At 70.9% G+C, this 22,885-nt stretch carries 21 protein-coding genes and 1 pseudogene; 16 read left to right on the top strand and 6 right to left on the bottom strand.

Annotated elements, in window-relative coordinates; genetic code table 11:
* Window positions 1-385 precede the first annotated feature (385 nt).
* The 5 genes from N4P33_RS16340 (at window position 386) to N4P33_RS16320 (ending at window position 6,142) form a co-directional block, all read left to right on the top strand.
* Window positions 386-802 carry an SsgA family sporulation/cell division regulator gene (locus tag N4P33_RS16340; RefSeq protein WP_260827345.1) on the top strand — a complete coding sequence of 139 codons (417 nt, stop codon included), beginning with the start codon at window positions 386-388 and terminating at the stop codon, window positions 800-802.
* Window positions 803-881: 79 nt separating this feature from the next.
* Complete coding sequence (locus N4P33_RS16335) at window positions 882-2,042, top strand: GDSL-type esterase/lipase family protein (RefSeq protein ID WP_260827344.1); 1,161 nt, start codon at window positions 882-884, stop codon at window positions 2,040-2,042.
* A gap of 332 nt (window positions 2,043-2,374) precedes the next feature.
* On the top strand, window positions 2,375-4,009 hold the full coding sequence (locus N4P33_RS16330; RefSeq protein ID WP_260827343.1) for an ABC-F family ATP-binding cassette domain-containing protein: 1,635 nt from the start codon (window positions 2,375-2,377) through the stop codon (window positions 4,007-4,009).
* Between the two features lie 164 nt (window positions 4,010-4,173).
* Window positions 4,174-4,950 (top strand): dimethylargininase, encoded by a 777-nt coding sequence (gene ddaH, locus N4P33_RS16325; RefSeq protein ID WP_260827342.1) that lies wholly within the window; start codon window positions 4,174-4,176, stop codon window positions 4,948-4,950.
* A 217-nt stretch (window positions 4,951-5,167) separates the two neighbouring features.
* The gene (locus N4P33_RS16320) at window positions 5,168-6,142 is read left to right on the top strand and encodes an acyl-ACP desaturase (protein ID WP_260827341.1); all 975 of its coding nucleotides are present in this window, start codon (window positions 5,168-5,170) and stop codon (window positions 6,140-6,142) included.
* Window positions 6,143-6,170: 28 nt separating this feature from the next.
* Here N4P33_RS16320 and N4P33_RS16315 read toward each other — a convergent pair whose 3' ends face one another.
* Both N4P33_RS16315 and N4P33_RS16310 read right to left on the bottom strand, forming a co-directional pair.
* On the bottom strand, window positions 6,171-6,428 hold the full coding sequence (locus N4P33_RS16315) for a WhiB family transcriptional regulator (RefSeq protein ID WP_260827340.1): 258 nt from the start codon (window positions 6,426-6,428) through the stop codon (window positions 6,171-6,173).
* Window positions 6,429-6,571: 143 nt separating this feature from the next.
* Window positions 6,572-7,360, bottom strand: coding sequence for a VOC family protein (locus N4P33_RS16310; RefSeq protein WP_260827339.1), 789 nt, complete (start codon window positions 7,358-7,360; stop codon window positions 6,572-6,574).
* A 144-nt stretch (window positions 7,361-7,504) separates the two neighbouring features.
* Between N4P33_RS16310 and ligD the strand changes: the two genes are divergently transcribed.
* Window positions 7,505-8,527: a non-homologous end-joining DNA ligase gene (ligD, locus tag N4P33_RS16305; RefSeq protein ID WP_260827338.1), complete on the top strand. Its 1,023-nt coding sequence runs from the start codon at window positions 7,505-7,507 to the stop codon at window positions 8,525-8,527.
* A gap of 12 nt (window positions 8,528-8,539) precedes the next feature.
* Here the strand turns inward: ligD and N4P33_RS16300 are convergent, their stop codons facing one another.
* Together N4P33_RS16300 and N4P33_RS16295 are read right to left on the bottom strand one after the other, a co-directional pair.
* The gene (locus tag N4P33_RS16300) at window positions 8,540-10,723 is read right to left on the bottom strand and encodes an OmpL47-type beta-barrel domain-containing protein (RefSeq protein WP_260827337.1); all 2,184 of its coding nucleotides are present in this window, start codon (window positions 10,721-10,723) and stop codon (window positions 8,540-8,542) included.
* A gap of 14 nt (window positions 10,724-10,737) precedes the next feature.
* Window positions 10,738-13,242, bottom strand: coding sequence for a ThuA domain-containing protein (locus N4P33_RS16295; protein WP_260827336.1), 2,505 nt, complete (start codon window positions 13,240-13,242; stop codon window positions 10,738-10,740).
* A 174-nt stretch (window positions 13,243-13,416) separates the two neighbouring features.
* On the opposite strand from N4P33_RS16295, the gene N4P33_RS16290 reads away from it, so the two are divergent.
* From N4P33_RS16290 to N4P33_RS16275, 4 genes are all read left to right on the top strand, one after another.
* Window positions 13,417-14,409 carry a multicopper oxidase domain-containing protein gene (locus N4P33_RS16290; protein WP_260827335.1) on the top strand — a complete coding sequence of 331 codons (993 nt, stop codon included), beginning with the start codon at window positions 13,417-13,419 and terminating at the stop codon, window positions 14,407-14,409.
* 79 nt (window positions 14,410-14,488) lie between these two features.
* On the top strand, window positions 14,489-15,499 hold the full coding sequence (locus tag N4P33_RS16285; RefSeq protein ID WP_260827334.1) for a LacI family DNA-binding transcriptional regulator: 1,011 nt from the start codon (window positions 14,489-14,491) through the stop codon (window positions 15,497-15,499).
* Entirely contained in the window at window positions 15,496-15,660 is a 165-nt protein-coding gene (locus N4P33_RS16280; protein WP_260827333.1) for a hypothetical protein, read from the top strand. Before N4P33_RS16285 ends, N4P33_RS16280 begins: the two co-directional genes overlap by 4 nt.
* 103 nt (window positions 15,661-15,763) lie before the next feature.
* Window positions 15,764-16,831, top strand: coding sequence for an ATP-dependent DNA ligase (locus N4P33_RS16275; protein ID WP_260827332.1), 1,068 nt, complete (start codon window positions 15,764-15,766; stop codon window positions 16,829-16,831).
* Window positions 16,832-16,840: 9 nt separating this feature from the next.
* On the opposite strand, the gene N4P33_RS16270 is transcribed toward N4P33_RS16275, so the two are convergent.
* A complete protein-coding gene (locus N4P33_RS16270) occupies window positions 16,841-18,031 on the bottom strand; it encodes a zinc-dependent alcohol dehydrogenase (protein WP_260827331.1) in 1,191 nt (396 codons plus the stop codon).
* A gap of 242 nt (window positions 18,032-18,273) precedes the next feature.
* Here N4P33_RS16270 and N4P33_RS16265 point away from each other — a divergent pair, with 242 nt between their 5' ends.
* On the top strand, window positions 18,274-19,230 hold the full coding sequence (locus N4P33_RS16265; RefSeq protein WP_260827330.1) for a DUF3048 domain-containing protein: 957 nt from the start codon (window positions 18,274-18,276) through the stop codon (window positions 19,228-19,230).
* A gap of 34 nt (window positions 19,231-19,264) precedes the next feature.
* Here the strand turns inward: N4P33_RS16265 and N4P33_RS16260 are convergent, their stop codons facing one another.
* Complete coding sequence (locus N4P33_RS16260; RefSeq protein WP_260827329.1) at window positions 19,265-19,735, bottom strand: MarR family winged helix-turn-helix transcriptional regulator; 471 nt, start codon at window positions 19,733-19,735, stop codon at window positions 19,265-19,267.
* 208 nt (window positions 19,736-19,943) lie between these two features.
* On the opposite strand from N4P33_RS16260, the gene N4P33_RS16255 reads away from it, so the two are divergent.
* From N4P33_RS16255 to N4P33_RS16235, 5 genes and pseudogenes are all read left to right on the top strand, one after another.
* Window positions 19,944-20,699: a CoA transferase subunit A gene (locus N4P33_RS16255; RefSeq protein ID WP_260827328.1), complete on the top strand. Its 756-nt coding sequence runs from the start codon at window positions 19,944-19,946 to the stop codon at window positions 20,697-20,699.
* Window positions 20,699-21,343: a CoA transferase subunit B gene (locus N4P33_RS16250; protein WP_260827327.1), complete on the top strand. Its 645-nt coding sequence runs from the start codon at window positions 20,699-20,701 to the stop codon at window positions 21,341-21,343. Before N4P33_RS16255 ends, N4P33_RS16250 begins: the two co-directional genes overlap by 1 nt.
* Complete coding sequence (gene pcaH, locus N4P33_RS16245) at window positions 21,340-22,119, top strand: protocatechuate 3,4-dioxygenase subunit beta (RefSeq protein WP_260827326.1); 780 nt, start codon at window positions 21,340-21,342, stop codon at window positions 22,117-22,119. The genes N4P33_RS16250 and pcaH overlap by 4 nt, the downstream gene beginning before the upstream one ends.
* A gap of 5 nt (window positions 22,120-22,124) precedes the next feature.
* On the top strand, window positions 22,125-22,730 hold the full coding sequence (gene pcaG, locus N4P33_RS16240) for a protocatechuate 3,4-dioxygenase subunit alpha (RefSeq protein ID WP_260827325.1): 606 nt from the start codon (window positions 22,125-22,127) through the stop codon (window positions 22,728-22,730).
* Window positions 22,727-22,885, top strand: a pseudogene (locus tag N4P33_RS16235) (3-carboxy-cis,cis-muconate cycloisomerase); the annotation flags it as partial. The gene pcaG and the pseudogene N4P33_RS16235, both read left to right, overlap by 4 nt.

Raw genomic sequence — 22,885 nt, 5'->3', positions numbered from 1 at the left:
TCAGCGCGGCCAGCGCCGCGCACACGGCGGCCGCCGTCACCTTGAGGCGTCCGCGCCGCGCTCCTCCCCGGCGGCCCGCCCGCCCCGGTCGTCCCTGTCGTCCAGTCGGTCGCGTGCTCCCCAAGCGCCTCATGGCGGGCGAAGCTAGCCCACCACCCCGGCGCCGTCCAGAGGACCGGCCGCCGTCGGCGCGCGGTGCGGTGTGCGCCTCAAGTGCCGTTCCGGTCACGCGAGGAGAGCCGTGTCACTCGCGTGCATGAAGGCGGTGACAGAGGTCACTCGCCCCTCGTGTGCACGGATTGGCTGATTCCGTCGTCTCTTCCCGTAGCCGTCCCGGTCCCCATCCGCCCGGAAGCCCGTCCAGCCGTCACGAGGGAGCAAGGCGTTGTCCACCGTCATCGAGCAGCCCGTAGAGGCCCGTCTCGTAGCCGCCGCACCGCGGATGCCGAGCATTCCCGCGACGCTGCACTACGACCGGAACGATCCGTTCGCCGTCCGCATGACCTTCCCGGCGCCCGCCACGCTGGAGGGTGTGGAGGTCTGCTGGACCTTCGCCCGCGAGCTGCTCGCCGCGGGCCTTCAGGGCCCGGAGGGCCAGGGCGACGTGCGGGTGCGGCCGTACGGCTACGACCGCACCGTGCTGGAGTTCCACGCCCCCGAGGGCACCGCCGTCGTGCATGTCCGCTCGGGCGAGGTGCGCCGGTTCCTGGAGGCCACGAGCGAACTCGTGCCGGTGGGCCTGGAGCACCTTCAGCTGGATCTGGACCATGACCTCGCGGAGCTGATGCGCGACGCCTGCTGACACGACGCGGGCGCGGGCCCGCCGAGGGAACGGCCGGAAACCGTTTGCGGATCACTCGTCCCCTTGACAGCCTGTGATCATGAGCTGGATCACCACGCCCCTCACCGAGGAGCTGCTGCGAGGCGCGCTGGAGCTGGAGCGGACCGGGCAGGGCGTGCAGCCGCACCGGCTGCCCGCGCGGGCCCGGGCGCAGGGTGACGGTCAGGTGGCCATGGCGGAGGCCCAGCCGTCCGGTGTCCGGCTGGTGTTCCGCACCCGGGCCACGGCCGTCGAGCTGGACGCGCTGCGGACCAAGCCGGCCTACGAGGGGGCGCCGCCCCGCCCGGACGGCCTGTACGAGCTGCTGGTCGACGGCGAACCGGCCGGGCGGTCCTCGGTCGACGGCGGGAACGTCGTACTGATGGACATGGCCACCGGATCCGCGGACCTCCGGCCGGGGCCTGTCGGCACGGTGCGGTTCACGGGGCTGCCCGCGCGCGACAAGCGCGTGGAGATCTGGCTGCCGCACAACGAGATGACGCTGCTGGTGGCGCTGCGCACCGACGCGCCCGTGGAGCCGGTTCCGGCCGGGGACCGCAGGGTGTGGCTGCACCACGGCAGTTCGATCAGCCAGGGTTCCGACGCCGCGGGCCCCACCACGACCTGGCCCGCGCTCGCGGCGCGGCTCGGCGGGGTGGACCTGATCAATCTGGGGCTGAGCGGGAGCGCGCTGCTCGATCCGTTCACCGCGCGGGCGATGCGGGACGCCCCCGCCGATCTGATCAGCGTCAAGATCGGCATCAATCTCGTCAACCACGACATGATGCGGCTGCGCGCCTTCACCGCCGCCGTGCACGGCTTCCTCGACACCCTGCGCGAGGGCCACCCCGCCACTCCCCTGCTGGTCGTCTCGCCCCTGCTGTGCCCCATGCACGAGAACACCCCGGGTCCGAGCGCGTTCGACTTCAGTCAGCTCAGCGAGGGCAGGCTGCGGTTCCAGGCCGCGGGCGATCCCGCCGAGACGGCCGCCGGGAAGCTCACGCTCACCGTCGTACGCGAGGAGCTGGCCCGGATCGTGCGGGAGCGGGGCGCCGACGATCCCCAGCTGTATTACTTGGACGGCCGCGAGCTCTACGGCGAGGCCGACCACGCCGAACTGCCGCTGCCCGACGACCTGCATCCGGACGCGGCCACGCACCGCCGCGTCGGCGAGCGCTTCGCGGAGCTGGCCTTCGGCAAGGGCGGACCGTTCGGGGAGTGACCCGGCCGCCCTGCTGGACCCCGCTGAAAAAGGGTGTTGACTCCCGTAAGCGTCCCCCTTACGGTGTATAGCGGTCCTGTTGCCGTCGATTGGAGAAGGACGTTGCTCGTCTGAGGTCCTGAGACACCGCGTCACACCCCTGAGGTGTGTCTGTCGTGTGCGACCTCGGCGTTCGAGCCGTCCTTGCGGAACAGGGCTTTTCTCATGCCCCGGCCTTCTCTCCCGGCCCCCCGGACCCCGGCCACCCGCCGCCGGCCCACGCCTCGTCGCCTCCCGCGGTGTCTCGATACGCGATTGCTCCCCGACCACTGCAAGCAACCGCGGAGGCCCGCATGTCTACTTCCACCATCGCCTGTACGTCCCTGTCCTTCGCCTGGCCCGACGGCACCCCCGTCTTCGACGGCCTCGACGTCGCCTTCGGCCCCGGCCGCACCGGCCTCGTCGGCGTCAACGGATCAGGGAAATCAACCCTGTTGAAACTGATCGCCGGTGACCTCGCTCCGGTCGACGGCACCGTCCGGGTCGCCGGGGAGGTGGGGTATCTGCCGCAGAACGTCACGCTCGACACCGCATCGCGCGTCGACGAGGCGCTCGGCATCGCCGCCCGGCGGGCCGCGCTGCACGCCATCGAGGCCGGCGACGTGTCCGAGGAGCACTTCGAGACCGTCGGCGACGACTGGGACGTGGAGGAACGCGCCCTGGCCACGCTCGGCGAACTCGGCCTGGGACACGTCGAGTTGGACCGCACCATCGGTGAGGTCTCGGGCGGCGAGTCGGTGCTGCTGCGGCTGGCCGCGCTGCTGCTGCGCCGGCCGGACGTCCTGCTGCTCGACGAGCCCACCAACAACCTCGACCTGTACGCCCGCAGGCGGCTGTACGCGGCGGTCGAGAGCTGGCCGGGTGTGATGGTCGTGGTCAGCCACGACCGCGAACTGCTCGAACGCGTCGACCAGATCGCCGATCTGCGCTCGGGCGAGGTCACCTGGTACGGCGGCAACTTCTCGGCGTACGAGGAGGCGCTCGCCGTCGAACAGGAGGCGGCCGAGCGCATGGTGCGGGTCGCCGAGGCCGATCTGCGCAAGCAGAAGCGGGAACTGGCCGACGCACAGGTGAAGCTGGCCCGCCGCAAGCGCTACGGGCAGAAGATGTGGGACACCAAGCGCGAGCCCAAGGTCGTGATGGGCGAGCGCAAACGCCAGGCCCAGGTCGCGGCCGGCAAGCACCGCATCATGCACGAGGAGAAGCTCGCCGAGGCCAAGGAGCGGCTCGACGACGCGGTGGAGGCGGTGCGGGACGACGACGAGATCCGCGTCGACCTGCCGTACACCGCCGTACCGCCGGGCCGGACCGTTCTCACCCTGCTGGACCTGGAACTCGCCTACGGGGCACGGGTGAAGGGAGGCCTCGACCTGCGGGGTCCGGAGCGGGTCGCGCTGATCGGGCGCAACGGCGCCGGGAAGACGACGCTGCTGCGCACCATCGCCGGGGAGCTGCCTCCGGTGGCGGGCGAGGCGACGGCGCACGTCCCGCTGCGGTTCCTGCCGCAGCGGCTCGACGTCCTCGACGGGGAGCTGTCGGTGGCCGAGAACGTGGCGCGGTTCGCGCCGGAGGCCACCAACAACCGGATCCGGGCGCGGCTGGCCCGCTTCCTGTTCCGGGGCGCCCGCGCCGACCAGAAGGCGGCGACTCTGTCGGGCGGTGAGCGTTTCCGGGCGGCGCTGGCCGCGCTGATGCTGGCCGAGCCGGCGCCGCAGCTGCTGATGCTGGACGAGCCGACCAACAACCTCGACATGGCGAGCGTCCGGCAGCTCACCACGGCGCTGGAGTCGTACGAGGGGGCGCTGATCGTGGCCAGCCACGACCTGCCGTTCCTTCGGTCCCTCGGGATCACCCGCTGGCTGATCATGGAGGAGGGTGAGGTGAAGGAGACGACGGCGGACTCGGTCGGGCGCGCGCCGACCGGGTGAGCGGGGAGCCCCTGCGCCGGGTGGGGTGGCGCGGCGAGCCGGGGCCGGCGGGGTTACCGGTGGTTAAACTCATCGCCGGTGGGGGTGTTCCCGTCCGGTCCCGGCTTGCATGATGGTCGGCCGGCGCCCAAGTCACACGTTCCATCCGATACGGAGTCACGCTCGTGCCCAGCAAGAAGGCCCTCGTCCGCCGCCCCAGCCCCCGCCTGGCCGAGGGGCTCGTGACCCACATCGAGCGGGAGAAGATCGACGTCGACCGTGCGGTGGAGCAGTGGGAGGCGTACGTGGAGGCGCTGCGCACCCACGGCTGGGAGACCGTCGAGGTGGACCCGGCCGACGACTGCCCGGACTCGGTGTTCGTCGAGGACACGGTCGTGATGTTCCGGAACGTCGCGCTGATCGCCCGCTCCGGTGCCGAGTCCCGGCGCCCGGAGACGATCGGCGTCGAGGAGGCCGTGGCGAGCCTCGGCTGCTCGGTGAACTGGATCTGGGAGCCGGGCACCCTGGACGGCGGTGACGTGCTGAAGATCGGCGACACCGTGTACGTGGGCCGGGGCGGGCGCACCAACGCGGCCGGTGTGCAGCAGCTGCGCGCGGCGTTCGAGCCGCTGGGCGCGCGGGTCGTCGCCGTGCCGGTGAGCAAGGTGCTGCATCTGAAGTCGGCGGTCACCGCGCTGCCGGACGGGACGGTCATCGGGCACATCCCGAACATGGACGCCCCGTCGCTGTTCGACCGTTTCCTGCCGGTGCCGGAGGAATCCGGCTCGCATGTGGTGCTCCTCGGCGGGGACAAGCTGCTGATGGCGTCGAGCGCGCCGAAGACGGCGGAGCTGTTCGCGGACCTCGGCTACGAGCCCGTTCTGGTGGACATCGGCGAGTTCGAGAAGCTCGAGGGCTGTGTGACATGTCTCTCGGTGCGACTGCGGGGGCTCTACGCCTGACAGGGTGACCCCATGCTCCTTTCAGCCCCCGGACCTGCGAGTCCCGGGGGGCAGTACATTTCGGGCAACTCCCCATCCACGACGGCCTGATCAGCGATCTTTACGGCGTCCTTAACCTACGGCTTCGTAACCTACGGATTCGTAGCCTACGATTCCGTAGGTTCCCGGCGCCGCTCGCCGGGCCCTTCGTACCTGTCACCGTCCCCCTGGAGTTCCCGTGACGATCGCTTCTCCCCACCTCGGCAGCCCCTCCGTCTGGACCGACGCGCGGCTGTTGTACGCCTTGGAGGAAGTGGTCGAGAAGGAACTCAACCGGCATCTGAAGGTCGCCAAGGACTGGATGCCGCACGAGTACGTGCCGTGGAGCGACGGCCGCAACTTCCCCGGCGTCTTCGAGGACGGCGAGGCCTGGGACAAGGAGCAGTCCAAGGTCACCGAGATCGGCCGGATCGCCCTCGTGGTGAACCTGCTCACCGAGGACAACCTCCCCAGCTACCACCACGAGATCGCCAGCCTGTTCGGCCGGGACGGCGCCTGGGGCACCTGGGTGCACCGCTGGACCGCGGAGGAGGGCCGGCACGGCATCGTCATGCGCGACTACCTGCTCGCCTCCCGCGCGGTGGACCCGGACAAGCTCGAGCAGTTCCGCATGGCCCACATGAGCGAGGGCTTCGAGTCGGACAACCGCCACTCGATGCTGCACTCGGTCGCCTATGTCGCCTTCCAGGAGCTGGCCACCCGCATCTCGCACCGCAACACCGGCCACCAGTCGGGCGACCCGGTCTGCGACCGCATGCTGGCGCGCATCGCGACCGACGAGAACCTGCACATGGTCTTCTACCGGAACCTGCTCAAGGCGGCCTTCGAGCTCGCGCCGGACCTGACCATGCAGGCGGTGCGGGACGTCGTGGTGAACTTCCGCATGCCCGGACACGGCATGCCCGGCTTCGAGCGGGCCGCCGCGCAGATGGCGATCGGCGAGGTCTACAACCTACGCATCCACCACGACGACGTGCTCCAGCCGGTGCTGCGCTTCCTGAAGATCATGGAGATCGACGGTCTGGGCCCCGAGGGTCTGCGGGCCCAGGAGGAGCTGGGTCTGTACATGGACGGCCTGGACGCGGAGGCCAGCAAGTTCGACGAGAAGCTCGCGGCCCGCAAGGCCCGCATGGCGGCGCGCGCCGCCGGCTGATCCTCCCGCGCGGGGCGCACGCGACGCGTCAGCGCCCCGCCCGCCGCAGCTCCAGCCGCTCCTTCTCCGACAGCCCGCCCCAGACGCCGAAGCGCATGTCGTGGCTCAGTGCGTACTCAAGGCAGGTGGCGCGAATGGGGCACAGCCCGCAGATCCGCTTGGCCTCCCGCACGGAGCTGCCGGGCTCCGGGAAGAAGAAGTCTCCCCCGGTCTGCGCGCACAGGGCCTCTTCCTGCCAGGCGAGATCGGGGGAGGCGAAGGTGTCGTTGTCCAGGTGCGTGTGCATGGCTGGAAGCGTGCCCGGCGGCGAAAAACGTCTCATCAACGCCGGATCAACGCGGGACCGCCCCCGCGCCTGCCCCTGTGTGCGGCGGGTACGACGATGACGTCATCGGCCCGCGAAAGCACGGCGGCGCGCCCGGCCGTGCCTCACGTCTGCTGGGGGTCTCCCCTGAGCACGGCGAAGCGCGCGCCGTACGGGTCCTCCAGGCGGGCGAGTCGTCCCACTCCGGCGATCGAGGTGGCCGGCATGCGCACGGTGCCGCCCAGTTCGACGGCCCTGGCGACGGCGGCGTCCGGGTCGTCGACGCCGAAGTAGGGCAGCCAGTACGGCCGCCCGCCGGACTCCGCCTCCACGGGATCGTCGGCCACCGGCACCAGCCCGCCGAACGCGCCGTCCTCACCGGTGCCGGCCGGGTTGACGGAGGTGTAGACACCGCCCGGGAAGCTCACGGCGGACGTCTCCCAGCCGAGCACGGCGTGGAAGAAGGCGGCCGTGCGGGCGATGTCCGGCGTGTACAGCTCGGCCCAGCACAGCGAGCCGGTCTCCATCACCCGGTCGAGGCCCTTGCGCAGCCCGGGCTCCCAGATACCGAAGGGCACACCGGCGTGATCGGCGAGGACCGCCGAGGTCCCCTGCTCCATGACCCGCGTCGGCGGCTGGACCACTCTGCCCCCGGCCTGCTCGGCGGCCTTGGCCGTGGCCTGCACCTCGGAGCTCTGGAAGTAGAGGGTCCAGGAGGCCGCACCGTCCCCAGGCGCGCACGCCGCGACGATCGCACCGTCCTGCTCGAAGAACCCGTATCCCCCGGCCTGCGGTCCGGCGGAGCGGAACTCCCAGCCGAAGAGCCCGCCGTAGAAGGCCGCGGCACCGTCGACGTCGGGAACACCGACCTCGATCCAGTCCGGACCACCGTCGACAAAGCGTGTGCTCAGCATGGCGCCTCCTCCAGGACGTCCGCTTGCTGCCCGAATCACTGCCCTTCCCTCGCGACCGAGTCTCGCACCCGCCACTGACAACCACCCGTGAACAGCGCGCCGCCCGGTATGCGAGGTTCGCGGGATAGGCCTACCGTGGCTCGCATGGGTGACGCGGTGGAGCTGGAGGTGGCCGGGCGCAGCGTGCGGCTGTCCAGCCCGGACAAGGTGTTCTTCCCGGAGCGTGGTTTCACCAAGCTCGATCTCGCCCGCTACTACCAGGCCGTCGGGCCCGGCATCCTGCGCGCCCTGCGGAACCGCCCCACGACGCTGGAGCGCTACCCCGAAGGGGTGACGGGCGAGTCGTTCTTCCAGAAGCGGGCGCCGAAGAACATGCCCGACTGGATCCCCACCGCCCACATCACCTTCCCCAGCGGGCGCAGTGCCGACGAGATGTGCCCCACCGAGGAGGCGGCCGTCGTCTGGGCGGCGCAGTACGGCACGCTCGTGTTCCACCCGTGGCCGGTGCGCCGTGACGACGTGGACCACCCCGACGAGCTGCGCATCGACCTCGACCCGCAGCCCGGCACCGACTACGACGACGCCGCCCGCGCCGCCCACGAACTGCGGGCCGTGCTGGACGAGTACGGGCTGCGCGGCTGGCCCAAGACCTCCGGCGGCCGGGGTCTGCACGTGTTCGTGCCGATCGAGCCGCGCTGGACGTTCACCCAGGTGCGCCGGGCCGCCATCGCCGTGGGCCGCGAGATGGAGCGGCGGATGCCGGAGCAGGTGACGATCAAGTGGTGGAAGGAGGAGCGCGGCGAGCGCATCTTCATCGACTACAACCAGACGGCCCGCGACCGCACCATCGCCTCCGCCTACTCCGTGCGCCCCCGCCCGCACGCGCCCGTGTCGGCGCCGCTGCGCTGGGACGAGGTGGGCGTCGCGCATCCGCAGGACTTCGATCTCGCGACCATGCCCGCGCGCTTCGCCGAACTCGGCGATGTGCACGCGGACATGGACGATCACGCGTTCTCCCTGGAGCCGCTGCTCGAACTGGCCCGCAGGGACGAGCACGAGCACGGGCTCGGTGATCTGCCGTACCCGCCCGAGTATCCGAAGATGCCGGGGGAACCCAGGCGGGTGCAGCCGAGCCGGGCCAGGAAGCAGCCCGGCCCCGCGACCTGATCCGGGCCTGATCTACAGGTCCTTGATCCTCACGTCCCGGTACGACACCACGTCCGTCGTGCCGTGCACCTGCAGTCCGATGTAGCCGGAGGCGAACCGCCGCCCGTCCGTGCCCGGGTCGTCCGAGCGGGGCGGGGTGAACTCCTGGCCGCCGGTGTTGTCGAACTCGTTGATCAGGACACCGTTGCGGTAGACCGAGTAGTGCTGGTCCACGACGCGGATCTCGTAGTCGTTCCAGGTTCCCTTCTGCGTCACGCCCGCACCGGCGAGCCCCACGCGGTCGAAGCCGTAGACCGAGCCGGTCTTGTACATGTCGCCGTCGGGCCGGTCCAGTACCTGCACCTCGTGCCCGTACTTGATGGCGACCCACTCGGGCCGGGTCTCCTCCGGGTGGTCGTGGATCTGCGGGAACCGCACGAACACACCGGAGTTGGCGTTCCCGGTGCCGGGCGCGTCGTCCCGCCACTGGAGCTTCAGCGAGAAGTCGCCGTACGTGCGCTCCGGGAACCACAGCATGCCGAGGCCCGGTTCGGTGGTGCCGGAGGTGATCGACCCGTCCGGGTTCAGGGCGAAGGAACCGCCGCCGACCTGCTGCCACTTGGCGAAGGACGCCTCGGTGCCGTCGAGGATGGCGCGGTAGCCCTCGGTGTGGCCCGGGGTGCCGATGCCGGACTGGCGGGCGGCCCGGTTGATGGCCCGGTACTCGCGCTGGTCGATGACGCCTTCCTTCAGCAGCCGGTCCAGGACGGTTTGCACGTGCTTGAGGAAGAGTGCCTGCGAGGTCCACTCCTTCTCGTCCTCGATCAGCTCGCCGATCCGGCACCGGTTGTTGGTGACCCGGTTGGGCACGCCCGTGTCGACGGTGCCGACGATCACCGTCAGCCGCTCGTCGTACTCGGGACAGTCGGGCGCGGGCACCCCGCCGCCCGCCACGACCGTGAAGCTCACGGACAGCGGAGCTGAGGTGTTGCCGGCCTTGTCGCTCGCCCGGTAGGTCACGGTGTGCCGGCCCGCCCGGTCGACGACGACCGGCTCGGTGTAGGCGAGGTACGGGCCTCCGTCGAGGGAGTACTCGATGGTGTTCACCCCGGAGCCGCCCTCGTCGGTGGCGCTGACGGTCACGGTGGCGTCGCCGACGTAGGCGCCGTCGGAGTTCCGGTTGCCCTCGACGCTCACGCCCGTCACCGGCGGGGTGGTGTCCTGCGGGGGCGCGGCGACGACCGTGAACTGCACGTTCTTCTCGGCCGCCGCGTTGCCCGCCTTGTCGGTGGCGCGGTAGCGCACGGTGTGGGTGCCGACCTGGTGCACCATCACCGGGCCGGTGTACGGCTGCCAGGCACCGTCTCCGCCGATGGCGTACTCGATGGTGTTGACCCCGGATCCGGTGTCGGAGGCCGTGACGGTGACGGTCGCCATGTCGATATAGGCGCCGTTCTCGTCGCGTTCGCCGTCCACCGTGGCCGAGGTCTCCGGCGGGGTGGTGTCGTCCGTCGGCGGGGCGACGACCGTGAACTCCACGCTCTTCTCCGCCGAGACGTTGCCCGCCTTGTCGAGGGCCCGGTAGCGCACCTTGTGCGTGCCGACCTGGTCGAACACCACGGGTGCGGTGTACGGCTGCCAGGCACCGTCGGCGCCGGTCGCGTACTCGACGCGGTCGACGCCCGAGCCCTCGTCGGTGGCCTCGACGGTGACGCTCGCCGAGCCGACGTAGGCGCCGTCGGCGTTCTGCGTGCCGTTCACCTTCGCGGTCGCCTCGGGCGCCGTGGTGTCCTCGCCGCCGCCCTCGGTCACCACCAGGACGCCCCGCATCTGGCCGTGGCCGGGGATCGTGCAGTGGTAGAGGTAGCGGCCCGGGGTGAGGGTGACCTCGGCGGTGTGCTTGCCGCCGTTGGCGTCGTTGGGGTTGGCCAGGATGTTGAGCTGGACGTCGTTGTTGTACTCGGGATCGCTGGTCACGAAGGTCAGCGTGTGCGGCATGCCGGTGGTGTTGCCGGTGGCCACGCTGTTCTCGAAGACGATCGTCGCCGGTCCCGCCACGGCCGTGGCCGGTGCGGACAGGTACTTGTCGATGTCGTTGCCCGCGGTCCAGGTGAGGACCTGCGCGGCCTGCGCCTCCTCGGCGCCCGGCTGTCCGGCGGCGGGCATGGCCCCGAGGCCGAGCAGCATCAGCAGACCGGCCAGCAGCGCGGCCCACATTCTTCGTCGACGTATCACTGTGTCCCCCTCGCCAGCTGACCGGCGGCCGGGGTGGACCCGCCGCCCGTGTAAGTGACCCGCCACAGCGCGGACTTGGAGTCGGAGGTGAAGAAGCCGCGGCCGTAGTCGAGGACGTACAGCGCGCCGTCCGGACCGAACTTCCAGTCCATCAGGTTCTTGATGCCGTCGTTGCCGATCGGCACGATCTTCTTCAGTGACTCCGAGTGCACCGGCAGACCGCCGTCGCCCATGGTCCCCGGGTCCATGAGCACCGCGTTGCGCGGCTGGTCGGCGTCATAGAAGTCGCCGACGAACCACTTGCCGTCCCAGTAGGCCGGCCACTTGGTCCCGCTCGTGCTCGCCGCGTCGTAGCGGTAGACCGGGCCGTTCATCGCGGCCTGGCCGCCGCCCTTGAGCCAGGGCAGCCGGTAGGTGGCCTCCTCCGCCTTGTAGGAGGGGACGCCGTTCGCGTCGCGCGGGAAGTCGGGTCCGCCACCCTGCGGCGAGTACCAGATGTTGTTGCCGGTCACCGGCGGCAGATTGACCAGGCCGTCGTTGTTCGGCGACTCGTTCTTCGGGTGGTCGCAGTCGTACCAGCCGAGCGGCTTGGTCGGATCCGGCAGATTGCGGTCCCGGTAGGGCTGCTTGTTGCCCATGCAGTACGGCCAGCCCCGGTTGGACGCCTTGGTGATGGCGGCGAAGGTGTCGTACTTGGCCGGTCCCCAGATGGGCGACGGCTGACCGGCGTCGGGGCCGACCCAGCCCGCGTAGAGGACGTCGGTCGACTTGTCGACGAAGATGCGCGCCGGGTTGCGGACGCCCATCACATAGATCTCGCCGCGGGTCTTCCCGCCACCCTCGCCGGTCTCCTTGCCGGTGAACAGGTTGCCCTCGGGGAGGGTGTACGTGCCGTCCGGCTCGGGATGGATGCGCAGGATCTTGCCGTTGAGGTTGTTGGTGTTGCCGGCGGTGCGGCGGGCGTCGGCGAAGGACACGCCCTTGAAGTTCGGCTCGGGGTTGTTGCCCGAGTAACCGCCGCTGAATCCGCTGGAGTTGGTGTCGCCGGTGGCGATGTAGAGATTGCCCCTGGAGTCCCAGGCCATGCCGCCGCCGGCGTGGCAGCAGCTGTGGATCTGCACCGGCCACTTCAGCAGCACCTTCTCGCTGGAGAGGTCCAGCTTGTTGGTGGCACGGTCGAGCGTGAAGCGGGAGACGCGCCGCTCACCCATGTGGGTCTCGCGGTTGATCTGCGAGTGGGGTGTGTAGTGCAGGTACACCCAGCCGTTCTCGGCCAACTTCGGGTCCAGTTCGATGCCGAGCAGGCCCTCCTCGACCTTGGTGAGCTCGTCGCCGCCGCCCTTGTTGCCGAAGACGGTCAACTCCCCGGCGAGGGTGACCTGCTGGGTCTTCGGGTCGTAGATGTGGATCTGGCCCTTGCCCTTGCCGATGTCGGGGTTGTTCCAGTCGGTGATCACGGGCTGAGAGGAGTCGGCGCCGCCGCGGCCGATGTAGAAGACGCGGCCGTCGGGGGCGGTGACCAGGCCGTGCGGCTCGCCGATCTGGTCGTTCTGGCCGGGCTGGTTGGGCTTCGTCAGGCGCTCGGCCTTGTAGTTGCCGGTGATGGTCGCCTTGCAGTCGGCCTGGACGAGCCGGGTGGTCCACAGCAGGGCGCCGCGCAGGTGGTCGCGGAAGTCGGTCTCGTCGTAGGACGACACCGTGCCGCCCATGCCGGTGTAGAAGGACCGGCCGCCGTCGTAGTCACGGCACCAGCTCACCGGGTGGTCCCAGCCGTTGGCGCTCGAACCGGGCTGGTAGGTCGACTCCCGTACGCGGGCGACGGTGTGGACGGCACCGGTGGGGTTCTTCACCCAGTTGAGCCACTTGTCGGGCCGTTTCCACTGCACGGGCAGGTTCTTGGTCGCCGGGTGCCGGCGGTCGCCGACCTCGACCGTCGCCCGCTGCACCGCGGCGGGGCTCGACGCGGCGGGGCGGGCGCCGATCAGACCGGTGAACCAGTCCGAGTACGGCTCCGCGCGGGCCGCGTCATGGATGCCGAGGAAGCCGCCGCCGGCCTCCATGTAGGCCTCCAGGCCCGCCTCCTGGTCGGGGTCGAGCACGTCCCCGCCGCCGGTCAGGAACACGACGGCGTTGAAGCGGCCCAGGCGCCTGTCGTCGGTGAACACGGACGCGTCGCCGGTCGCGGTGACGCTGAACCGCTGGTTCTCCGGGCCGGAGAGGCCGATCCTCTCGATGGCGGCGATCCCGGCGTTCACCAGCGGCGACTCCTCGCCGCCCGCGGCGGAGCCGTGGAACAGCAGCACCCGTACGTTCGCGCCGCCCGGGGGCGACTTGATGGACATCGTTGTCGCGGACGGGTCCGGCGCCGGACGCGCGCTGGCGGCGGGACCCGACAGCAGTCCGGCGGCGACGATCCCGGCGGTGACGGTCGCCGCCCAGGCCCGGCGTCTGGTGCTCAACGCTCTTAACGTTCTGGTCTCTTGATGCGATGTGAACCGCATGTGGCCACCCACCCCTCATCGGTCGCGGCAACAGCGTCAAGGAAGCTAGACCTCTTTGCGTCACTCGCCAATACCTATGGCCGCAATGAAACGAACTTTGTCCTGAGTGTGGATAAACGGCGCCACGACCGCTACGGTTCCCCAGGTTCATGACAGCCACATGGGGAGTTCGGCATGGACAGACGCGGCTTCAACCGGCGGGTACTGCTGGGCGGTGCGGCCGTCGCGACATCGTTGTCTCTCGCACCGGAGGCGAGCAGTGCCCCCGCGCCGGCGCGGACCGCGCCCGCCGGCGGGGAGGTGCGGCGCATCAAGCTGTACGCCGAGAAGCTGGACGGCGGGCAGATGGGCTACGGCCTGGAGAAGGGCAAGGCGTCGATCCCGGGGCCGCTGATCGAACTCAACGAGGGCGACACGCTGCACATCGAGTTCGAGAACACCATGGACGTGCCCGTGAGCCTGCACGTCCACGGCCTGGATTACGAGATCTCCAGCGACGGCACCAAGCAGAACAAGAGCGATGTCGAGCCGGGCGGCACCCGGACCTACACCTGGCGCACGCACGGGCCCGGCCGGCGCGCCGACGGCACCTGGCGGGCGGGCAGCGCGGGCTACTGGCACTACCACGACCACGTGGTCGGCACCGAGCACGGCACCGGCGGCATCCGCAACGGGCTGTACGGCCCGGTGATCGTGCGGCGCAAGGGCGATGTGCTGCCGGACGCGACCCACACGATCGTCTTCAACGACATGACGATCAACAACAAGCCGGCGCACACCGGCCCGAACTTCGAGGCCACCGTGGGTGATCGGGTCGAGTTCGTGATGATCACGCACGGCGAGTACTACCACACCTTCCACATGCACGGTCATCGCTGGGCCGACAACCGCACCGGGATGCTCACCGGGCCCGAGGACCCGAGTCAGGTCATCGACAACAAGATCGTGGGCCCGGCGGACTCGTTCGGCTTCCAGGTGATCGCCGGGGAGGGGGTCGGGGCGGGTGCGTGGATGTACCATTGCCATGTCCAGAGCCACTCGGACATGGGCATGGTCGGGCTGTTCCTGGTGAAGAAGCCGGACGGCACGATTCCGGGGTACGACCCGCACGAGCACCATCACGGTGCGGCGGCGGAGGAGAAAGGAACGGCCGAGCACCAGCACTGAGGCGTGATCGAGAGCGCTCTCTCCTCCCTGCGGTCCCGGGGCTTATCCTGTCCCGCAGCCGCAGGTGAGGAGCCCCGAAGTGACCGACACAGCGCCGCGACCCACGCTGGAGGCCGTGGCCGCGCGGGCCGGGGTGTCGCGGGCCACCGTCTCCCGCGTGGTCAACGGCGGGGACGGCGTCAGGGAAGCCCTGGTCGAGCGGGTGAGGCAGGCGGTGGAGGAGCTCGGGTACGTGCCCAACCAGGCCGCCCGCAGCCTGGTGACGAAGCGGCACGACGCGGTCGCCGTCATCGTCGCCGAGCCGGAGAGCCGGGTCTTCGCCGACCCCTTCTTCGCCCGCCAGTTGCGGGGCATCAGCAAGGAGCTGACGGCCCATGACAACCAGCTGGTGCTGCTGCTCACCGAAGGCCGCGACGACCACACGCGCGTGGGCCGCTATCTGGCCGGCGGCCACGTGGACGGCGCGCTGGTCTTCTCGCTCCATCTGAACGACCCGCTGCCCGAACTGATCCAGCGCGCGGGGGTGCCGACGGTCTTCGGCGGCCGGCCCGACTGGTCCCGGGGGCGGGACGGGGTCGTGTACGTCGACAGCGACAACCGGGGCGGCGCCCGCGACGCCGTACGTCATCTGCTCGGCCTCGGCCGCACCCGCGTCGCGCACATCACCGGCCCACTGGACCAGACGTCGGCGGTGGACCGGCTCGACGGCTACCGGGACGTCATGGTCGACGCCGATCCGCGGCTCGTCGCGGAGGGCGACTTCACCGCGGGCAGCGGGGAGCGGGCGATGCGGGAACTCCTCGCCCGCTGTCCCGGCCTGGACGCGGTGTTCGCCGCGAACGACCTCACGGCGGCGGGTGCGCTGCGGGTGCTGCGCGAACACGGACGCCGGGTGCCGGACGACGTGGCGGTCGTCGGCTTCGACGACATGCTGCCGGTCGCCGAGCAGACGGAACCGCCTCTGACGACGGTCCGTCAGGACATCGAGGAGATGGGCCGCCTGATGGCCCGCCTCCTCCTGCGGGGCCTCGACCGCGCCCCGTCGAGCGTGATTCTGCCGACGACGCTGGTGCGGCGGGCGTCCGCGTGAGCCGGGGACCGGGCGAGACGGAACCGGCGACCGCCCCGGAGCCCGAGCCCACCCTCGGCGGCTGGATCGTCGACCTCCGGGTCGCCGGCGTGCGGGCCCCCCGTGTCGGGGCCCGGATCGAGGCGGCGGTACACATCGTCGCGACCCGGGAAGTCGCCTGACGCTGAAAGCCCGTTCTCGCCAGGGCCGGGATCCCTGCCCCGTTCTCCCCGGACCGGTGGCCGTCGGCAGGCGGGCGACCGGTTCCGTTCATAGAGTCGGAGCATGGATCTGCCCGTGATGCCCCCCGTGAAGCCGATGCTCGCCAAGTCCGTCGCGAAGATTCCGGTGGGGATGCAGTACGAAGCCAAGTGGGACGGGTTTCGGGCGATCGTGTTTCGGGACGGGGACGAGGTGGAGCTCGGGAGTCGTACCGGGAAGCCGTTGACCAGGTACTTTCCTGAGGTGGTGGCCGCGGTGCGGGAGCGGTTGCCGGAGCGGGCGGTGATGGACGGGGAGATCGTCATCGCGCGTGAGGGGCGGCTGGACTTCGACGCGCTGACCGAGCGGATCCATCCGGCCGACTCGCGGGTCCGGATGCTGGCCGAGCGGACACCGGCCGGCTTCGTCGCGTTCGACCTGCTGGCGCTCGGCGACGAGTCGCTGCTCCAGGTGCCCCTGGCCGAGCGGCGCGAACGGCTGGTCGAGGCGCTGGCCGGGGTCACGCCGCCGGTCCATGTGGCGCCCGCGACGACCGACGTCGACGTGGCGCAGGGGTGGTTCGAGCAGTACGAGGGAGCCGGGCTGGACGGGGTCATCGCCAAGCCGCTCACCCTGCGCTACCTCCAGGACGAGCGCGCCATGTTCAAGATCAAGCATGAGCGGACGGCGGATGTGGTCGTCGCCGGGTACCGGCTGCACAAGAGCGGGCCGGTGGTGGGGTCGCTGCTGCTCGGGCTGTACGACGACAAGGGGACGCTGCAGCACGTGGGGGTGTCGGCGGCGTTCACGATGAAGCGGCGCGCGGAGCTGGTGGAGGAGCTGGAGCCGCTGCGGATGGAGGATGTGCAGGGTCATCCCTGGGCCGCCTGGGCGGAGGAAGCCGCGCACCAGGCCGCGCGGCTGCCGGGGGCGCCGAGCCGCTGGTCGGGGAAGAAGGACCTGTCGTGGGTGCCGCTGAGGCCGGAGCGGGTCGCCGAGGTGGCGTACGACCACATGGAGAACGGGCAGCGTTTCCGGCACACCGCCCGCTTCCGCCGCTGGCGCCCGGACCGGACCCCCGAGAGCTGCACCTACGCCCAGCTGGAGGAGCCGGTGCGCTACGACCTCGCGGAGATCCTGGGCGGGCCCTGACCGGCGCCCTTACGGCTGCATCAGGATCTTGACCGCGCCGTCACGCTTCTGCTGGAACATCTCGTAGGCGTGCGGTGCCTCGCTCAGCGGCATGCGGTGCGTGGCGAAGTCCTCCACGCCCAGCGGGTCCTCGTCGGTCAGGTAGGGGATGATCTCGTCGCTCCAGCGGCGCACATTGGCCTGGCCCATGCGCATCTGGATCTGCTTGTCGAACATGGTCAGCATCGGCATCGGGTCGGCCGTGCCGCCGTAGACGCCGGTGACGGAGACGGTGCCGCCGCGCCGTACCAGCTCGATCGCGGTGTGCAGGGCGGCGAGCCGGTCGATGCTGAAGCGTTCCGCGAGGGGACCGCTGAGTTTGGGGGGCAGCATCGCGGAGGCGTTCTGCATCATGCGGGCGGCCGCGCTGCCGTGCGCCTCGGTGCCGACCGCGTCGATCACGGCGTCGGGGCCGCGGCCGTCGGTGCGGTCGCGGATCGCGGTGACAAGTTCCTTCTCGTCGTGGAAGGACCTGAGATCGAAGGTCTCCACGCCCCGCTCCCGCGCCCGGGCCAGCCGCTCGGGGACCAGGTCCACGCCGAACACCCGGCCCGCGCCCTTGACCTGCGCGACCCGGCAGGCCATGTCGCCGATGGGGCCGAGCCCGAGCACGGCGATGCTGCCGCCCTGCGGGATGCCGGCGTAGGCGACCGCCTGCCAGGCGGTGGGCAGCACGTCGGAGAGATAGACGAACCGGTCGTCGGGCGGGCCCTCGGGGACCTTGATCGGGCCGTACTGGGCCTGCGGGACGCGCAGGTACTCGGCCTGGGCGCCGGGGACCGCGCCGTAGAGGCGGGTGTAGCCGAACAGGGCCGCGCCCATGCCCTCGGAGCCGACCTGCGTGGTCTCGCACTGGGTCTGCAGCCCGGTCAGGCACATCCAGCAATTGCCGCAGGCGATCTGGAACGGCACCACGACCCGGTCGCCTGCCTGGAGGTCCGGTACCCCGGCGCCGACTTCCTCGACGACGCCCATCGGCTCGTGGCCGAGGATGTCGCCGGGGGTCATGAACGGGGTGAGCACCTCGTACAGATGCAGGTCGGATCCGCACAGCCCGGTGGAAGTGATGCGGATGATCGCGTCCGTCGGCTCCTCGATCCGGGGATCGGGCACGTTCTCCACCCGGACGTCCCGCCTTCCCTGCCAGGTCACTGCCCTCATCGCCGCGTTCTCCCTCCGTGCCGGCCGGTGTGCCGCTCCTGCGGTGGACGCCGGGTACCCGAGGGGCCGGTGGGCGAATCGTGCGCCGCTGCGCCGATCGGCGGACACGCCCGCGCGGGTCCACTTCTGATCGGGTATAGCAACCGACGATCAGAAAAGCGCACAATCGAGACAATCAATGACGGGGTGTGGTGGCGACGGTGGGCACGGGACGACGGGCGCGCACACGGCGCCGCACCGCGGTGGGATCCATCCTGGCGGTCTGGGTGGCCGCCGCTCTGGCCGCGGGCTGCACGGCGCCGGACGGCCGCCCCGGCGACGACGGGCGCGGAGCGTCCCAGCGCTCCCCCAGGGAGTCCTCGCGGGGACCGGGCGAGCCGCTCGGTCCCTCGGTGCTCGCCGTGAAGATCGACAACGCCCGTGCGGCCCGGCCGCACACCGGGGTCGAGGACGCCGACGTGGTGTACGTGGAGCAGGTCGAGGGCGGGCTCAGCCGGCTGATGGCGGTGTACGCGACCCGGCTGCCGGACCGGGCCGGGCCGGTGCGCAGCGCCCGGGAGGCCGATCTGGAGCTGCTGCGCCAGTTCGACCGGCCGGTGCTGGCCTTCTCCGGTGCGCAGAGCAAGCTGATGCCGTTGATCGAGTCGGCGCCGCTGAAGGCGGTGACGCCCGAGTCGGAGTCCGGTGTCTACACCCGCGGCACCGGGCGCCCCGCGCCGCACAACCTTTACCTGCGCCCCGAGCGTCTGATGGACCGCCCGCCGGGCCCGGAGGCGCTGACCACCGGCTTCCGCTTCGGCCGGCCCCCGGCGGACGGCACGGCCGAGGACACCCTCACGGTGCGCTATCCGGCGGCCCGCTTCACGTTCACCTGGTCGGAGGCGGACAGCCGCTGGCTGGTGTCGATGGACGGCAGCCCGGCCCTCACCACCGAAGGCGAGCGACTCGCACCGGCGACCGTGGTCGTGCAGTACGTGACCGTGCGCCCCTCGGGGTTCCAGGACTTCCTCGGCAACAACACGCCGTACACGGAGACGGTGGGCTCGGGCGAGGCCCTGGTGCTGCGCGGGGGCCGTGCCTACGAGGCGCTGTGGAACCGGCCGGACGCCGAGGACGGCACCACCTTCACCACCGAGGAGGGCGAGCGCATGAACTTCGCGCGCGGCCAGGTGTGGGTGGTGTACGCGAAGGCGTCCTGATCAGCGCGGGGCCGCCGCGGACGCCGGCTCGGCATCAGCGCGGGGCCGCCGCGGGGATCTGCTCGGCCGGGTGGCGCAGCTGCTCGGCCGCGTCGGCGACCCGGCGGATGAGGTCGAAGAACACCGCCTGCTCGTCGGCGTCGAGCGGGGCCAGGAACACCTGGTTCATGCGCGCCGTGCGCACCGTCAGCTTGCGGTGGGTGCGCACCCCGTCGTCGGTGAGGCGCAGCAGGAAGCGACGGCCGTCCTGCGGATCACGGACCTTGTCGAGCAGCCCGCGCCGCAGCAGCCGGCTGATCACCTCGGCGATCGTGGACCGGTCGAGCCCCACCCGCTCCCCCACGGTGCGCTGGTCCAGACCGGGCTCGGCCACGAGGGCGTTGAGGACCGCGAACTGCGGCGAGGTGATCTCCTCGGAGACCATCGTGTTCCACAGCAGGTAGTGCGCCTGCTGGAGCCGCCGGGCCAGATGCCCGGGATGGGTGGTGAGGTCCACCGCCGCCATGAACGCCCCCAGGGTCGATTCGTCGGTGCACTGAACAATACCTGCCCTAGACGCCTGTGTCTTCGTCGGCGGGCGTGTAGTGAGGCCGCGGAGCCGCAGGTATTGACGCTTCGGGTTGCCAGTGGCAGCGTGAGGGCAACCTCGCGGAAATAATCAGTGTGCTGACTAACGGGTCGGTGGGCAGCCGGAAAGGGATGGGGTCTCGTCGATGGACAAGGTGGTCGCCTCCGCCGCGGAGGCGGTGGCCGACGTACCGGACGGTGCGTCGCTGGCGGTGGGCGGATTCGGGCTGAGCGGTGTGCCGAACGTGCTGATCGACGCCCTCTACGAGCGCGGCGTGGGCGAGCTGAAAATCGTCTCCAACAACTGCGGGGCGATGGAGTCCGGCCTCGCGGTACTGCTGGCGGACGGCCGGATCACCCGGGTGACCGGCTCCTACATCGGCGGCAACAAGGAGTTCGCCCGCCAGTATCTGGCCGGTGAGCTGGAGCTGGAGCTGATCCCGCAGGGCACGCTCGCGGAGCGGCTGCGGGCCGGCGGCGCCGGGATCCCTGCCTTCTACACCCCGGCAGGGGTGGGCACCCAGGTCGCCGAGGGCGGTCTGCCATGGCGCTACGACGGCTCCGGCGGGGTCGCCGTGGCCTCCCCGCCCAAGGAGGTGCGCGAGTTCGACGGCGTGGAGTACGTACTCGAGCGCGGCATCCGCACCGATTACGCCCTGGTGCGGGCGGCCAAGGGCGACCGGCACGGCAATCTCGTCTTCAACAAGTCCACCCGCAACTTCAACCCGCTGGCCGCGATGGCCGGGCGGGTGACCATCGCCGAGGTGGAGGAGCTGGTCGAGCCGGGCGGGATCGACCCGGACGCGGTGCATCTGCCGGGCATCTTCGTGCAGCGGGTCGTCGCGCTGACGCCGGAGCAGGCCGCGGACAAGAAGATCGAGCAGCGGACGGTGAGCAGCTGATGGCCTGGACGCGACAGGAGATGGCCGCACGGGCGGCGCGGGAGCTGGAGGACGGCCAGTACGTCAATCTCGGCATCGGACTGCCCACGCTCATCCCGAACCACCTCCCGCCGGGGGTGGAGGTCGTGCTGGAGTCGGAGAACGGCATCCTCGGCACCGGCCCCTATCCCACCGAGGACCAGCTCGATCCGGACCTGATCAACGCGGGCAAGGAGACCGTCACCGTCCTGCCCGGTGCCTCCTTCTTCGACTCCGCGCTGTCCTTCGCCATGATCCGCGGCGGTCACATCGACGTCGCCGTCCTCGGCGCCATGCAGGTGTCGGCGCGCGGCGACCTGGCCAACTGGGCGATACCCGGCAAGCTCGTCACCGGTATCGGCGGCGCCATGGACCTGGTGCACGGCGCCCGCACCGTCATCGTGGTGATGTCGCACACCGCCAAGGACGGCTCGCCGAAGATCCTCGAGGAGTGCGCGCTGCCGCTCACCGGCAAGGGATGCGTGGACCGCATCATCACCGACCTCGGTGTCCTCGACGTCACCGACGGGGGACTCGTCCTCGTCGAGACCGCGCCCGGCGTCACCGTCGAGGAGATCACCGCCAAGACCGACGCCGAACTGATCATCGCGGAGGGCCTGAAGTGACCGACGTACTCACCCAAGCCGACATCGACCAGGAGATCGCGGCCGAGCACGCCGCGTACGAGAAGCGGCTCGCCGAGGGCGCCCCGGTGGAGCACCACCCGCGCCGGGACTACGCCCCGTACCGCTCCTCGGTGCTGCGGCACCCGAAGCAGCCGCCGGTCGCGATCGACGTGGCGCGGGACCCCGAGCTGGTGGAGCTGTCCTCCCCCGCGTTCGGGGAGCGGGACATCACCGAGATCGACAACGATCTGACGCGGCATCACCACGGGGAGCCGATCGGGGAGCGCATCACCGTCTCCGGGCGGGTGCTGGACCGCGACGGCCGTCCCGTGGGCGGTCAGCTGGTGGAGATCTGGCAGGCCAACTCGGCCGGGCGGTACGCCCATCAGCGCGAGCAGCACGACGCGCCGCTCGACCCGAACTTCACCGGGTTCGGCCGCACCCTCACCGACGCCGACGGCTTCTACCGCTTCACCACCATCCAGCCCGGCCCGTACCCGTGGCGCAACCACGTCAACGCCTGGCGTCCCGCGCACATCCACTTCTCGGTGTTCGGCTCGGCGTTCACCCAGCGGCTGGTGACGCAGATGTACTTCCCGAACGATCCGCTCTTCGCGTACGACCCGATCCTGCAGTCCGTCACGGACGACGCGGCCCGGCAGCGACTGGTCGCGACGTACGACCACTCCCTGTCGGTGCCGGAGTTCTCCCTCGGCTACCACTGGGACATCGTGCTCGACGGACCGGCCGCCACCTGGATGGAAGAAGGGCGCTGACCAGCATGACGAAGATCGACACCGGCAGCCCGGAGAGCGTGCTGCCCACCCCCTCGCACACCGTCGGCCCCTTCTACGGTTACGCGCTGCCGTTCCGCGGCGGCGAGGAGATCGCGCCGCTCGGGCACCCTGACACGATCACCGTGCACGGATATGTGTACGACGGTGAGGGCCGGCCGCTGCCCGACGCGCTGCTGGAGGTCTGGGGGCCGGACCCCGAGGGCACCATCCCGACGACGGACGGTTCGATGCGCCGGGACCCGGCGAGCGGTGGCTTCCTGGGCCGCAACGGCGTGGAGTTCACCGGTTTCGGGCGCATCCAGACCGACGCTAACGGCCATTGGTACGTACGGACCCTGCGGCCCGGCGCGCGTGGCGGCAACGCTCCGTATCTCAGTGTCTGTGTGTTCGCGCGCGGGCTGCTGGTGCATCTCTTCACCCGGATCTATCTGCCGGGCGACGAGGCCGCGCTGGCGGCGGACCCGCTGCTGTCGCGCGTCGACGCCGCGCGCCGCGACACGCTGATCGGCGCGGACGAGGGGAACGGCACGTACCGTTTCGACATCCGCCTTCAGGGCGAAGGCGAGACGGTCTTCCTGGAGTTCCAGTGACATCTGCCGCTTCCGACACCGGTCTGCTCGCCCCCGGGTGGGCCGGTTCCCCGGCCGCCGAGGCGACGGGCGACGCCGCGTTCCTGCGCGCGCTGCTCGATGCGGAGGCGGCACTGACGCGCGCCCAGGCCGCGCTGGGGCTCGCCCCGTCCGAG

The organism is Streptomyces sp. 15-116A, from assembly GCF_025290915.1.
In the GTDB taxonomy this organism is placed as follows: Bacteria; Actinomycetota; Actinomycetes; order Streptomycetales; family Streptomycetaceae; genus Streptomyces.
Note: the sequence above shows the minus strand (reverse complement) of the source record. Positions and strands in the feature narration are given on the sequence as shown.

What these genes read in the sequence shown, in the direction of transcription:
- N4P33_RS16270 (WP_260827331.1), bottom strand. Translation starts at nt 18,031, where the DNA reads ATGAGGGCAGTGACCTGGCAGGGAAGGCGGGACGTCCGGGTGGAGAAC.
- N4P33_RS16260 (WP_260827329.1), bottom strand. Translation starts at nt 19,735, where the DNA reads ATGGCGGCGGTGGACCTCACCACCCATCCCGGGCATCTGGCCCGGCGG.
- N4P33_RS16255 (WP_260827328.1), top strand. Translation starts at nt 19,944, where the DNA reads ATGGACAAGGTGGTCGCCTCCGCCGCGGAGGCGGTGGCCGACGTACCG.
- N4P33_RS16250 (WP_260827327.1), top strand. Translation starts at nt 20,699, where the DNA reads ATGGCCTGGACGCGACAGGAGATGGCCGCACGGGCGGCGCGGGAGCTG.
- N4P33_RS16330 (WP_260827343.1), top strand. Translation starts at nt 2,375, where the DNA reads ATGTCTACTTCCACCATCGCCTGTACGTCCCTGTCCTTCGCCTGGCCC.
- ligD (WP_260827338.1), top strand. Translation starts at nt 7,505, where the DNA reads ATGGGTGACGCGGTGGAGCTGGAGGTGGCCGGGCGCAGCGTGCGGCTG.
- N4P33_RS16290 (WP_260827335.1), top strand. Translation starts at nt 13,417, where the DNA reads ATGGACAGACGCGGCTTCAACCGGCGGGTACTGCTGGGCGGTGCGGCC.
- N4P33_RS16275 (WP_260827332.1), top strand. Translation starts at nt 15,764, where the DNA reads ATGGATCTGCCCGTGATGCCCCCCGTGAAGCCGATGCTCGCCAAGTCC.
- pcaG (WP_260827325.1), top strand. Translation starts at nt 22,125, where the DNA reads ATGACGAAGATCGACACCGGCAGCCCGGAGAGCGTGCTGCCCACCCCC.
- N4P33_RS16315 (WP_260827340.1), bottom strand. Translation starts at nt 6,428, where the DNA reads ATGCACACGCACCTGGACAACGACACCTTCGCCTCCCCCGATCTCGCC.
- N4P33_RS16335 (WP_260827344.1), top strand. Translation starts at nt 882, where the DNA reads ATGAGCTGGATCACCACGCCCCTCACCGAGGAGCTGCTGCGAGGCGCG.
- N4P33_RS16300 (WP_260827337.1), bottom strand. Translation starts at nt 10,723, where the DNA reads ATGTGGGCCGCGCTGCTGGCCGGTCTGCTGATGCTGCTCGGCCTCGGG.
- N4P33_RS16310 (WP_260827339.1), bottom strand. Translation starts at nt 7,360, where the DNA reads ATGCTGAGCACACGCTTTGTCGACGGTGGTCCGGACTGGATCGAGGTC.
- N4P33_RS16295 (WP_260827336.1), bottom strand. Translation starts at nt 13,242, where the DNA reads ATGCGGTTCACATCGCATCAAGAGACCAGAACGTTAAGAGCGTTGAGC.